This is a genomic window from Streptomyces sp. BE20 (genome assembly GCF_036322525.1).
Taxonomy (GTDB): Bacteria; Actinomycetota; Actinomycetes; order Streptomycetales; family Streptomycetaceae; genus Kitasatospora.
This window is the reverse complement of sequence record NZ_JAQYWW010000939.1, coordinates 266,047-280,270: the sequence shown is the minus strand read 5'-3', so window position 1 is coordinate 280,270 and position 14,224 is coordinate 266,047. Positions and strand designations below refer to the sequence as shown.

Here is a 14,224-nt window from a genome sequence, read left to right as displayed (position 1 = left end):
CGCTGCTGAGCACTGGCCGGGCACCGGCCGGACAGGCCGTACCGGCCGCACCAGAGGGAGATCCACCATGCGCAAGATCCTGCACGCCGTCGCCGCGCTCGCTCTCGCGGCGGCCGCCGCCACGGCCATGGGCAGCTCCGGCGCCCAGGCCGCCGACGGTTCGTGGGACGGCTGTCCGTACGGGGCCGTCTGCATCTACGGGGAGGGTGCCAGCACGAGCACCCCGCCGACCGACGTCTTCTACAGCTACGGCGCCCACAACCTCCGCAACCAGACCGGATGGCACTGGGTGCTCAACAACCAGTCCGGCGGCGCGCACTCCCACCTGTGCACGGGCTACAACGGTGCCGGGTGCGGCTACGACATCGCCGCGCAGGCCGGCGTCTACGCCGACCTCACCCCGATCAACTCCATCACCCTCGACCGTCCCTGACCCCCTGCCCGGCCGCGGGTCCCCGCCCGACCCGCCCGACCCGTCCCAGCCTGCCCGACCGCGGTGGCCGCCGGAATTCCTCCGGCGGCCACCGCCGCGCGTACCGGGGTGACAGCATGGACGGATGTCGGCCGGACGGGTCACGAGGGCCGGTGGGCCCGGGGGAGGGGTCGGGTGCGCGAGTTCGTCTACCTGTCGGAGACCAAGCTGTCGCAGTTCCGGTCGGACCGATCCCCGGTTCCGGTGCCCGGCGCGGTCGGCCTGACCACGCCGTTCGGCGGCGTCGAGGTCACCTCGCGGGGGCCGGACACCGAGCGGCTCCGGCGGCGGAAGCTCAGGCAGGTGGAGAAGTACCTGGCCGCGCAGGCCGACTGGTTCACCGCTCCGGGGCTGCGGCCGGGCCGGTGGGTCCGCTACGAGGCGCCGCTGCGGGTGGTCACCCTCCGGGGTTCGCACCAGGACCTGGTCCTGTTCGTCGATCCGGCGCCCGGCGAGGACCCGGAGTACGACCGCGAGTCGGCCGGCCGGCTGCTGCTGCACGGCTCCGCGCACCACCTGGTCGGCGGCCCGCCGCCGGCCGTCGACGGACCTTCGCTCGGCTACCACCCCGGGGCCGAGACCTCGGGCGGCTCCTTCGTCCGGACCGTGGTCGGCGAGGTGGTCCGGGCCCTGGAGCTGGAACTGGCCCTGGAGAACGGTGCGTCCGCCGGGGCCGGCGGGTCGGCCGCGCTGCCGGGTCCCGGTGTGCGGGACCTGCTGCGCTCGCTGGACCTGACCGGGCCCGAGGTCTCCACCGCCGCCCGGGTGGCCGGCTACGCCCGCGTCACCGCGGTGCTCCCCGCGACCGATGCCGTGCCGCGGTGCCTCGTCGCCAGCCCGCTCGGGGTGGAGTACCACTCCGGCCCGCGCTGAGCCCTCCCCGTCCCGGGCCGCGTCCTTCCCGGCCGCGTGCCCCGGCCCGCGCCGAGCGGACGGCTCGGGAGGGTCGGGGCGGGGCCGCCGACGCGGCGGTGACGGAGGCCGGGGCGGCGTTCAGTACGCCACGGTGAACCTGCTGCGGAGGTGGGCGGGGTGCTCGGCCTCGTCGAGCAGGGCGACGGCGAGGTCCTCCATCGAGATGGCCGAGGTACCGGCGGCGTCGACCACGAGCTCGTCCCGGCCCAGTCGGTAGCGGCCGGTGCGCTCGCCGGGTTCGAGGAGGGCGGCGGGGCTGAGGTACGTCCAGTCGACCCCGGCGTCGGCGCGGTACAGGGCGAGCTGTTCGCGGCAGGCGTCGGCGATGGGACGCCAGGCGGCGGGGAAGCCGGGGTCGTCGACGACGGTCCTGCCGTCGCCGCCGGGCAGGGCGAGGCTGCCGGCGCCGCCGACGACCAGCAGCCGCACGCCGGTTCCGGTCAGACCGGCGAGCAGGCCCTCGGTGGCGACGGCCAGTTCGTCCTCGTGGCCGGGCGCCGGACGGGTGGCCGTGATCAGCACGTCCTGGTCGGCGGCGAGCCGGCGGACGTCCTCGGGGTCGCGGGCGTCGCCACCGGCGATGACGGCCGACGGTGGGAGCCGGTGCGGGCGGGCGGGGTCGCGCAGGACGGCGGTGACCCGGTGCCCGCGGGCGAGGGCCTCGGTCACGACCCGGCTGCCGACGTTGCCGTTCGCGCCGAACACGGTGATGCGCATGGGAGTTCTCCTGGAAGGTCCGGGAAGGGGAGGGAAGGGTACGAGGCGGTGACGGAGCCGGGGCGGTCCGGCGCTCAGGCGGTCCGGTGCCGGGTCCGGGCGGGCGCGCGGTCCACGGCCTCGGGCGGCGCCCCGGCGGCCCCGGCGGGCGGTGCCTCCGCCGCGGCCTTCGGCGCGGTGCCCGACCGCTGGGTCTGGGCGGCGACCAGCGAGCCGAGCACGATCAGCGCGCCGAGGGCCTGGACGGGCGAGAGGTCCTGGCCGAGGACGAGCCAGCCGAGCGCGGTGGCGACGACCGGGCTGAGCAGGCCGAGGAAGGTGACGGAGGTCGGCGGCAGGGCGCGGATGCCGCGGAACCAGAGCGCGTACGCGACGGCCGCGCCGATCAGGCTCAGGTAGCCGTAGCCGAGCAGGTTGGCGCCGGTGAGGTGGGACGGCGGCGGGCCCTCGACGAACAGGGTGACCGGGAGCAGCAGGAGTCCGCCTGCGGTGAGCTGCCAGCCGGTGACGGCGAGCAGCGGGGCCGGTGAGGTCCAGCGCTTGGAGAGGACGACGCCGGTGGCCATGACCACCGCGCCGCCGAGCGCGGCGGCGATGCCCAGGGCGTCCAGTCGGGCGTTGGCCCGCAGCACGAGCAGGCTGACGCCCGCCACGCCGGCGATGCCGGAGAGCAGGGTGCGCAGCGAGATGCGGTCGCCGAGCAGGACGGCCGACAGGCCGGCGGCGATCAGCGGCTGGACGGCGCCGACGGTGGCCGCGACTCCGCCGGGCAGCCGGTAGGCGGCGACGAAGAGCAGGGCGAAGAAGGCGCCGATGTTGAGTGCGCCCAGGACGAGGGAGCGCCACCACCAGCTGCCCTTCGGGAGCTTCCGGGTGAGGGCCAGGAGGAGCAGTCCGGCGGGCAGGGCCCGGAGCACTCCGGCGAGGAGCGGGCGGTCGGGCGGCAGGAGTTCGGTCGTGACGAGGTAGGTGGAGCCCCAGATGGCAGGGGCCAGGGCGGTGATCAGCACGATGGCGAGGCGATTCCTTAGCACTAAGCAAACATATCTCAGCGCTAAGGCATCTGGAGCGGGATGGAGGCGCTCGATGGCTGTGAGCTATCTCACCACTAAGGAATCGCCTAGGCTGGGGATCGTGGCAGAGCACGCAGAACACCCAGAACACGCGCAGCGCACCGCTCACGCGGACCGTGCGGCGCAGTCCGACCACGTGGACCGGGTCGTGGGGCAGTGGGGCGCGGAGCGGCCCGACCTCGACGTCTCGCCGATGGCGGTGATCGGCCGCCTCAACCGCCTCTCCCGGCTGATCGACGCCGAGCTGAAGCGCACCTTCGCCCTGCACGGCCTGGACTTCGCCTCCTTCGACGTCCTCGCGACGCTCCGGCGCAGCGGCCCGCCCTACCGCCTCACCCCGACCGGCCTGATGCAGTGCGCGATGGTCACGTCGGGCGCGATCAGCCAGCGCCTCGACCGCCTGGAGGCCCGGGGGCTCGTCACCCGGACCCCGAGCGGTTCGGACGGGCGCAGCCGCGAGGTGGCGCTCACCGAGGAGGGGCACGCCCTGATCGACCGCGCCCTCCCCGACCACCTCGCCACCGAGCGCCGGATCCTCGCCGGGCTGGACGCGACGCAGACCACCGCGCTGATCGACGCCCTGCGCACCCTGCTCGCCGCCCTCGGTGACCACCCGGAGTGAGACCGGTCGGGGTGGGACCGCCGGAGTGAGGCCGCCCCGGGTGAGACCACCCGGAGCGGGGCCGTCCGGCGCGGCCGGCCTGTGGGCGGCCCACCCCGGGCCGGCCGCGCAGGCTAAGGGTTGACCGCCACCGCCTTGAAGAACGTGTAGTGGAACGTCCCGCCCGGCTCGGCCGTGCGGCGGAGGTCGGCGGCGCCCCGGTCGAACGCCTCGCCCGTGGTCAGACCGGCCGCGACCGCCTCGTCGCGCACCGACTCGACCATGGCGACGAAGGTGCGCCGGGTGAACCCCTCCATCAGCTCCGGGCGGCCGCCGTCCGCGTAGACGGTGCGCGGGGCGACCGTGACGTCCCGGAAACCGGCGCCGGTCAGCAGGGGATGGAGCTGCCGGCCGAGCAGGCCGTCGCCGCCCGCGTCCGCCTGGAGCCTGACCAGGTGGCCGACGACCGCGTCGGCCGCCGCGCTGCGTGGGTGGAAGAAGGCGGAGCCGTGGTCCCCCTCGATCACCGTGACCGTGCCGCCGGGACGCAGGACGCGGCGCAGCGCCGCCAGGGCCGCCGCCGGGTCCGCGAGGTGCTCCAGCACGAAGCAGACGAAGAGGTGGTCGAAGCTGCCGTCCGCGAACGGCAGGTGGTGCAGGTCCCCGTGGTGCCACGTGACGTGCGCGCCGGGCGCCGCCGCCGCCACGCGGGCGCGTGCCTCGGCGAGCGAGTCCGCCGACAGGTCGGTGGCCGTCAGCAGCGCGTCCGGGCTGGTGGCCAGCAGGTGCACCGTCTGCGCCCCGACGCCGCACCCGGCCTCCAGCACCCGGCTGCCCGGCGGGTAGGCGGTGCCGGTGTGGAGCAGTTCGGCGAGGGAGTCGGCCTGGTCGCCGAGCCGCCGGGCCTCGGCGGGGGAATAGCCGTGCACGTAGGCCGGGTCGACGGCGCCGGTGCCGTCGGCGTGCCGGCCGATCGAGTCCGGCCGGGCGGTGGTCGGGCCGATCGGCTCGGTCCGGTCGGTCGGGGTGGTCGCGGTCGCCGGTGTGCTGCTCGTCGTCGTCATGCCCCCACCCTCACGGCACAATGGCCCCGTGAACAGGTCCAATGATCAGCCCATGGACAGGTCCAAAGAAGCCGGTGCGGACTTCCTCCAGCTCGACCCGCGGGAGGCCCCGGCCGGTGGACTCGCCGACTGGCTGGCCCACCGGCTCCGCCGGGCCGTCACCGACGGCCGGCTTCCGGTCGGCAGCCGGCTGCCCGCCACCCGCGTGCTCGCGGCCGACCTGCGGGTCTCGCGGGGCGTCGTGACGGACGCCTACCGGCGCCTCGCGGAGGAGGGCCGGGTCGCGGGGCGGGGGAGGGGCGGCACGGTCGTGGTCGATCCGCTGGCCCCGCCCGCGCGTGCGAGCGCGGGGGCGTCGACCCGCCCACGGACCGGCACCGCCGCCCCGGTCGCCTCCGCCGCCCCGGCCGGGCCGGTACCGGTACCGGTACCGCCGTCGGCGCCGGAGCGCGAACCCGAGCGCCCGACCCTGTTCGACGGCGCGCCCGTCCCCGCCAGCTTCGACGGCCTGCGCGCCGCACCCTCCCGGATCGACCTCACACCGGGCGTCCCCGACCTCGCGGCGTTCCCCCGTACCGCCTGGCTCCGGGCCGAGCGGGCGGTCCTCGCCGGCCTCGCCGCCGACGAGTTCGGCTACGGCGACCCGCGCGGCACCCCCGCGCTCCGCCACGCCGTCGCCCGCTGGCTGGGCCGCAACCGGGGCATCCACGCCGACCCCGACGACGTCATCGTCGTCGCCGGCGCGGCCCAGGCGCTCGCGCTGGTGGGCGAGGTGCTCCGTGCGGACGGTCTCGACGTCGTCGCCGTGGAGGACCCGGGCTCGCTCGGCACCCGCCAGCACCTCCGCCACCGGATCACCGCCACCCCGCCCGTCCCGGTCGACGCCGACGGCATCCGGGTCGACGCGCTGCGGGCCACCGGGGCGCCCGCCGTGCTGCTCACACCCGCCCACCAGTTCCCGACGGGTGTGGTGCTCGGCGGTGCCCGGCGGCGGGAGCTGCTCCAGTGGGCCGCGGACGGCGGGCTCGTGATCGAGGACGACTACGACGCCGAGCACCGCTACGACCGCCCGCCGGTGCCGGCGCTCCACGGCGTCCTCCCCGACCGGGTCCTCTACCTGGGCAGTGTCTCCAAGCTCCTCGCCCCCGCCCTGCGTACCGGCTGGATGCTCGCGCCCGCCCGCTACCGGGACCGGCTGATCGACGCCAAGCGCCTCGCCGACCTCGGGAACGCCGCGCTGCCGCAGCTCGTCCTCGCCCGGCTGATGGAATCGGGTGAGCTGGAGCGCCACCTGCGGCTGCTGCGCCCCCGCCACCGGCGCCGCCGCGACGCGATGGTCGCCGCCATCGGCACCCACCTCCCCGGCGCGGTCGTGCACGGCGCCGCCGCCGGACTGCACCTGCTGCTCACCTTCCCGGGCGGCCTCGCCTGCACCGACACCGAACTGGCCACGGCGGCGCTCGCCCACGGCGTCAAGCTGCAGCCGCTCTCCTGGCACGCCCGGCTGCCGCACCCGCCGGGGCTCGTCCTCGGCTACGCGGCCGGCACGCCCGGCGAGATCGAGGAGGGGGTGGCCGTCCTCGGACGGCTGCTCCGGGAGGCGGAGTGACCGCTCCCGGGGGGAGGCTGCTGGTGTCGCACCGGGTCGGCCGCGCAGCCGAGGACGAGCGTCCGGGCGCGGCCGGCCCGGCCCGGCGACCTGCCGTGTGCGGCCGTCACGATCCGCCGTACGCGGTCGTCACGCCGTGCCCGGCAACCGCACCGACCCCGCCGAGCGCATCGAGATCGCCGAACCCCTGACCTAGGGAGGCCGGATGCCGACGCCCCGCAGCACGGTCCGCGTCACGGTCCTGGCTCTGCTGCTGACCGCCCTGTCCACGGTCGTGCCGGCCGTCCGGCCCGGTCCGGTCCGTAGCGTCCCGCCGCCGAGCCCCGCCGCCGAGCGGGCGGCACCCATGGCGGATGCCGCCGTGGAGCCGGTTTCCACGGAGAGGACCACACCAGTGCGCACCACCGATTCCCGCACACTCGCCGGACGGCGGGTCGTCTACTCCTATCCCGGGCCGATCCCGCCGCCCGCCCTGCTCCAGACCGTCCGGGAGGGCCGGGCGGCCGGCGTCATCCTGTTCAAGGAGAACGCCGCCTCCCCGGCCCAGCTCCAGGCCGCCGTCCGGCAGTTGAGCCAGGCGGCGGCCGAGGCCCCGGGCGGGTCCCCGCTCCTGCTGATGACCGACCAGGAGGGCGGCAAGATCCGCCGGCTCCCCGGTGCGCCCGAGCTCTCGGCCCGCCGGACCGGACTGGCCGCCGATCCGCCGGCCGAAGCCGCCCGGTCGGGCACCGGAGCGGCGCAGACCCTCGCGGCCGCCGGCCTGAACGTCAACCTCGCACCCGTCCTCGACGTCTACGACGCCCCCGACAACTTCATCGACCACCACGAGCGCTCCTACAGCCAGGACCCCGCCGTGGTCGGGGAGTTGGGGGCGGCCTACCTCGCCGCGCAGCAGGCCCTCGGGGTGGCGGCCACCGCCAAGCACTTCCCCGGTCTGGGCGCCGCGGCCCGTGAGGAGAACACCGACGAGCGCCCCGTCACCCTGCCCGTTTCGCTCGTCGACCTCCGAGAGCGCGGCCTGGCGCCGTATCGGGCGGCGATCGCCGCCGGCGTCCGTCTGGTGATGACCTCCTGGGCCGTCTACCCCGCCCTCGACCCCGGCCGCCCGGCCGGTCTCTCGTCCGTCGTCGTCCAGGGGGAACTGCGCGCCCGGCTCGGCTTCGAGGGCGTCACCGTCACCGATGCCCTGGAGGCCGGGGCGCTCGCCGCCTTCGGCGACACCGCCGCCCGGACCCTCGCCGCCGCCGAGGCGGGGATGGACCTCCTGCTCTGCTCGGCGCGCGACGTGCACCAGGGCGACGTGGCGGCCCAGGCCCTCGCCGCCGCCCTCGACGACGGCCGCCTCGACCGCGCCGCCTTCACGGAGGCCGTCGGCCGGGTGGACGCCCTGCGGACCTCGCTCGCTGCTCCCTGACCACCGGTCACCGCGCCGGCGCACCGCCGCGCCCGGGCGGCCCGGTGGCGGGCTCACCCGTCGCCGAGCAGCTCGCGCAGGTCCAGGATGCGGTACCCGTGGCTGCGGACCGCGTCGATGATCAGGGGGAGGGCCTCGGCGTCCAGGCAGCGGCGGTCGGCGGCGGGCGCGTCCTCCGCACTGCCGACGTGGAGCTGGAGGAGAGCGCCCGGCGTGAGAGCCGCCATGGCGCGCTCGACCACCCGGCTGATCGTCATGCCACCCGACACGCCGAGGTAGCCGTTGGTGTCGGTGGTGAATTCGAGGTCGGCGAAGCCGAGGGCGTTGACCCCGGCGATCGCCTCCGGGGTGGTCTCGCTGTAGGGGAAGCGGAAGAACGGCAGCGGTTCGGCCCCCGCCGCGGCGCGGATCGCGGCGTCGGCGCGCAGCACCTCCGCGCGGGCCCGGTCGGGCCGGAGGCCGGTGAAGTGCGGGTGGCTGTAGGAGTGGTTGCCGAGGCCGTGGCCCGACGCTGCGACGGCGCGCACGGCGCCCGGGTGCTGCTCGGCGTACTGGCCGGTGGGGAAGAAGGTCGCGGGTGCGGACCGGTCGCGCAGGGTGGCCAGGACGGCGGCGAGGCCGGTCTCGTCCCAGGCCGCGTTGAAGGTGAGCGCCACGACCCGCTCCTCGACGGGGAGCCGGCGGACCTCCTGGCCGATGAGGGTCGGCGGTGCCGGAGCCGCCACCGCCGACCCCAGGGTGGCGAGGGTGGCGAGGGTGGCGAGAAGGCTGGCGCGAAAGGTGGTGAGGGTGGCGCGAAGACGGTGCACGTCCGATCAACACGCGCCGACCCAAAGCGGAAACGAACGGACACGGAGGGTCATCCGGATGGCAGGCTTGCGGCCGTGACTGTGCACCCACTCGTACACGAGATCGCTGACGCCTATCTGTCCCTGGTCGACGCAGCCGCACCCGGGCTGGTCGAGGGCCTCTATCTGACCGGCTCGACCGCTCTGGACGACTTCCACCCCGAGCGGAGCGACATCGACTTCGTGGCGGTGTCCGCAGATCCGGTCGGCGTGGACCAGCTCGCCGGGTTGGAGCGGGCCCACGCCCTGCTCGCGGCCAAGTACCCGCGACCGTTCTTCGACGGGCCCTACCTGACCTGGGACGAGCTGGCGGGTGCGCCCTCGCAGGCCGCGCCGGGTCCGCACGCGTTCGAGGGGAAGGTCCGTCACCGGGTGCGGTCCGACCGCAATCCGGTGCTCTGGCACACGCTCGCGCACCACGGCGTGACGCTCTGCGGACCGCGCGCCCAGGAGCTGATGATCGACACCGACCCGGGGGAGCTGGCCGTCTGGACGGCGGGGAACCTGGGCGAGTACTGGCGCCCGTGGTGGCGGCGGGCCTCCCGGCTGACCACGAGACCGGGGCTGGCCTGCCTCGGCGGGCAGGGGCCGGCCTGGGGCGTGCTGGGGGTGAGCCGGCTGCACTACACGCTGGCGACCGGGCGGATCACGTCGAAGCGCGGAGCGGGTGAGTACGCCCGGGGGGCCTTCGACGGCCGGTGGCACCGGATCGTGGACGAGTGCCTGCGGGTCCGCGAGGGCCGTCGGCACCGCTCGCTCTACCCGAACCCGTTCGTCCGGCGGGCGCACGCCCTCGCGTACATGGACATGGCGATCGAGAGCGCGCAGGGGCTGGGCGCCGGGCGGCTGCCCCTGAGGTAGCGGCCCCGGCGGCGGGGGCCGGCCGGCAGTGCCCGGTGCCGAAGCGGCGGCACCGCGCCCTGCCGGCCGGCCCGGGTGTGACGCCCGAGGTTTGCGGGGTGGGGTGTGACGTGCGAGATCGAGCCGTGATCGCGCCATCGAAGGCCAGTTTCCGGTCTGAAAGGTGATCTTCGGGTCTGAAGGGCTGCGGCGCATTCGAATCCTGTGTCAGGGTTGCCGCACGCCACATGTGAAATGTCACATGTGGCACATGAAGTGCTCTGCGGTGCAGAGACTGACGAATTGAGGAGGAGCGGAACCATGCGGATGAACCGACTCACCCGGATAGCGGCCGGTGCCGCCGGCGCTGCGGCCCTGCTGGCGGTCCCGACCCAGGCGGGCGCGGCGCAGAGCAGCGCCACGACCACCACCACCACGGTCACCACCTGCGGCTACGGCGGCCTGCAGGCCGGTGTGTGGACCGCCGTCTGCGCCGACGTGACCGGCACCGACGTGCAGCTGTACGGCCGGATCTCCCTGGCCGGCCCGCCGAGCCCGGGCGGCCCGCCGCTGGAGACCCGTGACCTGATCACCGGCCTCTCCGGCCAGATCGTGGGCGGCGCCTCGCTCGGCTCGGTCAGCGGCTACACCCGCTTCACCGCCAGCACGGTGAAGGTCACCGGGGTCGGCGGCACCGTGCCGTGCGGGTCCACGGTGCACGGCAGCTTCAGTGTGGCCGGTTACCCGTGGGGCCCGTCCCCGGTGACCCTCGACGTCGTGGTGCCCTGTTGATCGGGCGGTAGCGACAGGTGCGGGCCCGGGGTCGGCGGACCCCGGGCCCGTCCCGTTCCCTCCCGTTCCGGCGGCTCCGGTCGCTCTGCCGGGCCGCCCGGTCGCCCGGTCGCCCGTTCCCGGTGGGGCATCATGACGGCTTGAAGAATTCTTCATCTACGAGGATGATGCTTCGGGCCGCCCCGGCCCGCGCCCGCCCCGGCCCCGGGCCGCCGGCGGGCGAACCACCCACCGACCCGCGGGGAGAGCGGACGATGCCGGTCCCGCTGTACCAGGCCAAGGCCGAGTTCTTCCGGACCCTCGGGCACCCGGTCCGGATCCGCGTCCTGGAGCTGCTCCAGGACGGCCCGCGCCCGGTGCGCGAGCTGCTGACCGAGATCGAGGTCGAGCCGTCGAACCTCTCCCAGCAGCTCGCGGTGCTGCGCCGGACCCAGCTGGTCACGGCCACCCGCGAGGGCAACACCGTGGTCTACGCGCTGAGCACCCCGGACGTCGCCGAGCTGCTGCGGGCCGCCCGGCGCATCCTCACCGAACTGATCACCGACCAGGGTGCGCTGCTCACCGAGCTGCGGGCGCCCGAGTCCCGCGCCACACCGGGGAGGAACGGATGAGCGGCGGGTCCGCGCGGCCCGACCGGCCCGACCGACCGAAGGAGAACCCGGCCATGAGTGAGCGCACCGGAGACGGCACCGCCGAGGAGAGGGCGCGGCGCAGGGCCATGCTGATCCGCGCGGGCATCTACATCTTCGCCACCCACCTCTTCGCGGGCTTCGTGCTCCTGCTGTTCGCGCTCGGCGACCGGAAGTGACCCCGGGACCCTCGCGCGCGGCGGCCGCGGCAGCGGGCCGGCGGGTGGGAGCACCGGTCGGCGGCGGCCGGTGCCGGCCCCGCGGCGGGTGCTGAACCTGCGGGGTCGCCGGCCGGCCGCCGCCGGGTGTCACCGGCTGCCGCCCTCCCCGCCGTAGCGGCGGCTGGTGCTGGTCCAGGCGTAGACGCCCTCGACCAGCTCCCGGGTGCCGTCCAGGTACCAGTGACCGGCCGGATGGCGGCGCAGCAGCCTGCGGCGCAGGGTCTCGCTCTCGGTGGTCAGCCGGTCGATCCGGGCGCGGACCGCGGCGGCGGCCCGGCTGCGGGTGCAGCCGCGGACCCGTTGCAGGGTGAGCACGGTGTTGAACGCGGCGGAGTTCTGGCGCTCCTCGCGGTCCGCCGAGTACAGGTCGTTGATCAGCGTCGCGATGTCGGCGGTGTTCGCGCGCAGGCGGTGGAGTTCGGGCTCGGCGAGCAGCCCGGCGGGCGCCTCGGCGCCGTGGACACGCTCCAGTATGCCCATGAACGGGTAGAGGCAGCTGGCGTGGCGGCGCAGGCGCACGGTCTCGGCGAGATCGGGGACGGTGCGGGCGGCCCGGTGGGCGGTCTCGGCGAGGAAGGTCTCCAGGCAGGCCCGCCACTCGGCGGCGGCGCGGTCGCGCCAGGCCTGCGACATGGGGGCGGCCTGACGCTGCCACAGCTCCCGCCAGGCGCCGAGCAGCGGGGGCTGCGGGAGGCCGGTGGGCGCGGGGCCGCCCTCCAGGACGCCGAGCAGCGGGCCGACGATGGCACGGGCCTCGGCGGGACGGCGCCCCGGCGGGCCGTCGAAGCGGTCGTCCAGGATGGTGAACCAGCCGAGGACGTCGACCAGCAGGTCCAGTTCGGCGCCCCTGGCCCGGGGATAGGAGTGGCCGATCAGCTCCGGGAGCGCGTAGGTCTGGTAGCGGCGGAGGTCGGGCGGGGTCAGCAGGCCGTGGGCGAGGGTCCAGCCGGTGTGGCGGGCGGCGGCGGCGCGCAGTTCGCCGGGGGTGCGGGGGGCGGGGGGCGTCGCCGCGGCGGTGGGCGATGGCCCGGGGCGCACCGGCGGGGCGGGCCGGGGGACGGCGGTGGCCGGGGTGGCGACGGTCAGGACGGACGCGGTAGCGGTGGGCGTGGAGCGGGTGGGCGTGGAGCGGGCGGGCGTGGAGCGGACGGGTGCGGTGCGGGCGGGTGCGGTGCGGCGGGTGCCCGCGACCGGGTCGGCGGCGGGAGCGGGCCGGTCCGCGCCGGATCCTCCCGGCCGCCGTCCCGTCCCTGTGCCCGCTCCTGCCCCGGCGCCTGCCCGCGGGCCCTTGCCCTTGCCGGGGAGGTGACACCGGCCGGGCGTCTTCTCGCGGGCCGGGGGCGTGCGGTGGGTGCCCGGGGTGTGCGGGGCGGCGCCGCCGCGCGGGGCGAGCCGGACGCGGAGCCCCTGGGCCTGGACGGTGGTCCAGACCACCTCGCGGGCTCGGGACCCCGTGACGGCCGTGGGCCGCCAGCGGCGGAGGATCGCGGCGGCGGCCACGGTCAGCTCCGCCCAGGCGAAGGCCTCGCCGATGCACTTGTGCTTGCCCGCGCCGAACGGCACGAACGCCTGGCGTGCGGCCGTCCCGCCCGGGCCGGTGCCGCCGTCCTCGTGACGTCCGGGGCGGAAGGCGAGGGGTTCCGGGTAGAGCGCCGGGTCGCGGTGGAGTGCGGTGAGGCTGTACAGGAGCTCGGTGCCGGCCGGGATCCGGTAGGGGCCCAGCTCGACGGGCACCCGCGCGGTGCGCATCAGGAACGCGTTGGGCGCGTGCAGCCGCACCACCTCCTGGGTGACCGCGCGGGTGTAGCGGAGCCGGGCGAGCGCCTCCGGGGTGGGGGCGGTGCCGGCCGGCAGGTGCTCGTCCAGCTCGGCGAGGACGCGGGCCTCGACCCGGGGGTGCCGCACCAGCTCGTCGATCAGCCAGGTGAGCGTGGTGGAGACGGTCTCCGTGCCGGCGCCGAACATGGTGATCGCCTCGGACCGCACATCCGCCTCGGTGAGCGGTCGCCCGGTGGCCGGGTCGGCGGCGGCGCGCAGCAGCGCGGGCAGGGTCTGGCGCCCTCCGGCGGTAAGGCCGACCGGACAGCCCGCGCGGCCGGCCGCCGTGTCGGGAGCCTGGCCGATCGCCTGGTCGACCACCTGGTTGAGGACCCGGACGGCGGCCTCGAAACGCCGGTTGACCGGCAGCGGAAGCCGCGCCAGCGCCGGGTGCGGGTAGAGCGACTGCACGATCTGACCCTTCACCATGTCGGGCAGGGCCCGGTGGAAGGCCAGCGTGGCGTCCTCGCTGAGCCGGGCGTCGAACAGCGCGCGGGTGACGATCTCCAGCGCGAGGTGGTTCATCTCCTTGGCCACGTCGAGGACCTGCCCGGGCCGCCAGCGCCCCGCCCGCTCCTCGGTGACCTGGTGCATCACCGCGAGGTACTCGCCCATCCGGTCCGGGCCGAAGGCGGGCTGGATCATCCGGCGGCGGTCGCGGTGGGCGCGCCCCTCGGACATCAGCAGGCCGTCGCCGAACGCCGTCTTGAGGGTGTCCTGGACGGCGCCGCGCGGGCAGTCGTGGGCGAGCGCCACCAGGAGGGTGTGGACCAGCCCGGCGTCGGTGACGACGCAGACGGTGCGCGGGCCGAGGCGGATCCGGACGACGTCGCCGTACCGGGCGAGCGAGCCGAGGAAGCCGAGCGGGTCGCGCAGCAGCGCGGGTGCGTGGCCCAGGCCGGGCAGCGCGCCGGGTGCGAGCGGCGGAACGACGCGCCGGGTTCCCGGTGGGGACGTTCTGGGCGGGGCGGGCGGTCTGTGGGTTTCGTTCATCAGGATCATGACATCACCTCTCACCAGTTGGACCGGCGGGACGGACCGGCGCGACCGACCGAGGTGCCGGCCCGGAGTGCCGGCCCGGCGCTGCGGTACCACCGGAGCCGCCACCGCGACAGCCGTGATCCGGGGGCCATCGGCGCGGGCCCCCGCGCGCGCCACTGCGAGAGGGCGCACGCCATAGGAAACGCGCCGGTCCCGCGAGCGTTGCGCCG

Annotated in this window: 14 protein-coding genes; 9 read left to right on the top strand and 5 right to left on the bottom strand. The window is 76.0% G+C overall.

Annotation, left to right across the window (positions count from 1 at the left end):
* The first annotated feature begins 67 nt into the window (after positions 1-67).
* Both PUR61_RS23215 and PUR61_RS23210 read left to right on the top strand, forming a co-directional pair.
* Positions 68-433, top strand: a complete 366-nt coding sequence (locus tag PUR61_RS23215; protein WP_329881283.1) for a hypothetical protein — start codon at positions 68-70, stop codon at positions 431-433.
* A gap of 174 nt (positions 434-607) precedes the next feature.
* Positions 608-1,345 (top strand): SAVMC3_10250 family protein, encoded by a 738-nt coding sequence (locus PUR61_RS23210; RefSeq protein WP_329881282.1) that lies wholly within the window; start codon positions 608-610, stop codon positions 1,343-1,345.
* 120 nt (positions 1,346-1,465) lie between these two features.
* Here PUR61_RS23210 and PUR61_RS23205 read toward each other — a convergent pair whose 3' ends face one another.
* Entirely contained in the window at positions 1,466-2,104 is a 639-nt protein-coding gene (locus tag PUR61_RS23205) for an NAD(P)-dependent oxidoreductase (protein WP_329881281.1), read from the bottom strand.
* Positions 2,105-2,178: 74 nt separating this feature from the next.
* Positions 2,179-3,138: an EamA family transporter gene (locus PUR61_RS23200; protein WP_329881280.1), complete on the bottom strand. Its 960-nt coding sequence runs from the start codon at positions 3,136-3,138 to the stop codon at positions 2,179-2,181.
* A 100-nt stretch (positions 3,139-3,238) separates the two neighbouring features.
* Here PUR61_RS23200 and PUR61_RS23195 point away from each other — a divergent pair, with 100 nt between their 5' ends.
* Positions 3,239-3,799, top strand: coding sequence for a MarR family winged helix-turn-helix transcriptional regulator (locus PUR61_RS23195; protein ID WP_329881279.1), 561 nt, complete (start codon positions 3,239-3,241; stop codon positions 3,797-3,799).
* Between the two features lie 113 nt (positions 3,800-3,912).
* On the opposite strand, the gene PUR61_RS23190 is transcribed toward PUR61_RS23195, so the two are convergent.
* A complete protein-coding gene (locus PUR61_RS23190) occupies positions 3,913-4,842 on the bottom strand; it encodes a methyltransferase domain-containing protein (RefSeq protein WP_329881278.1) in 930 nt (309 codons plus the stop codon).
* A 52-nt stretch (positions 4,843-4,894) separates the two neighbouring features.
* On the opposite strand from PUR61_RS23190, the gene pdxR reads away from it, so the two are divergent.
* Both pdxR and PUR61_RS23180 read left to right on the top strand, forming a co-directional pair.
* A complete protein-coding gene (pdxR, locus tag PUR61_RS23185; RefSeq protein ID WP_329881277.1) occupies positions 4,895-6,451 on the top strand; it encodes a MocR-like pyridoxine biosynthesis transcription factor PdxR in 1,557 nt (518 codons plus the stop codon).
* Positions 6,452-6,656: 205 nt separating this feature from the next.
* Positions 6,657-7,865 carry a glycoside hydrolase family 3 N-terminal domain-containing protein gene (locus tag PUR61_RS23180; protein ID WP_329881276.1) on the top strand — a complete coding sequence of 403 codons (1,209 nt, stop codon included), beginning with the start codon at positions 6,657-6,659 and terminating at the stop codon, positions 7,863-7,865.
* A 53-nt stretch (positions 7,866-7,918) separates the two neighbouring features.
* Here the strand turns inward: PUR61_RS23180 and PUR61_RS23175 are convergent, their stop codons facing one another.
* Positions 7,919-8,674 (bottom strand): polysaccharide deacetylase family protein, encoded by a 756-nt coding sequence (locus PUR61_RS23175; RefSeq protein ID WP_329881275.1) that lies wholly within the window; start codon positions 8,672-8,674, stop codon positions 7,919-7,921.
* A 75-nt stretch (positions 8,675-8,749) separates the two neighbouring features.
* Here PUR61_RS23175 and PUR61_RS23170 point away from each other — a divergent pair, with 75 nt between their 5' ends.
* From PUR61_RS23170 to PUR61_RS23155, 4 genes are all read left to right on the top strand, one after another.
* The gene (locus tag PUR61_RS23170; RefSeq protein WP_329881274.1) at positions 8,750-9,574 is read left to right on the top strand and encodes a nucleotidyltransferase domain-containing protein; all 825 of its coding nucleotides are present in this window, start codon (positions 8,750-8,752) and stop codon (positions 9,572-9,574) included.
* A gap of 300 nt (positions 9,575-9,874) precedes the next feature.
* The gene (locus tag PUR61_RS23165; protein ID WP_329881273.1) at positions 9,875-10,345 is read left to right on the top strand and encodes a hypothetical protein; all 471 of its coding nucleotides are present in this window, start codon (positions 9,875-9,877) and stop codon (positions 10,343-10,345) included.
* A gap of 254 nt (positions 10,346-10,599) precedes the next feature.
* Complete coding sequence (locus PUR61_RS23160; RefSeq protein WP_329881272.1) at positions 10,600-10,956, top strand: ArsR/SmtB family transcription factor; 357 nt, start codon at positions 10,600-10,602, stop codon at positions 10,954-10,956.
* 53 nt (positions 10,957-11,009) lie between these two features.
* The gene (locus tag PUR61_RS23155) at positions 11,010-11,153 is read left to right on the top strand and encodes a DUF6126 family protein (protein ID WP_329881271.1); all 144 of its coding nucleotides are present in this window, start codon (positions 11,010-11,012) and stop codon (positions 11,151-11,153) included.
* Positions 11,154-11,282: 129 nt separating this feature from the next.
* On the opposite strand, the gene PUR61_RS23150 is transcribed toward PUR61_RS23155, so the two are convergent.
* Positions 11,283-14,015 (bottom strand): cytochrome P450, encoded by a 2,733-nt coding sequence (locus PUR61_RS23150; RefSeq protein ID WP_329881270.1) that lies wholly within the window; start codon positions 14,013-14,015, stop codon positions 11,283-11,285.
* Positions 14,016-14,224 lie beyond the last annotated feature (209 nt).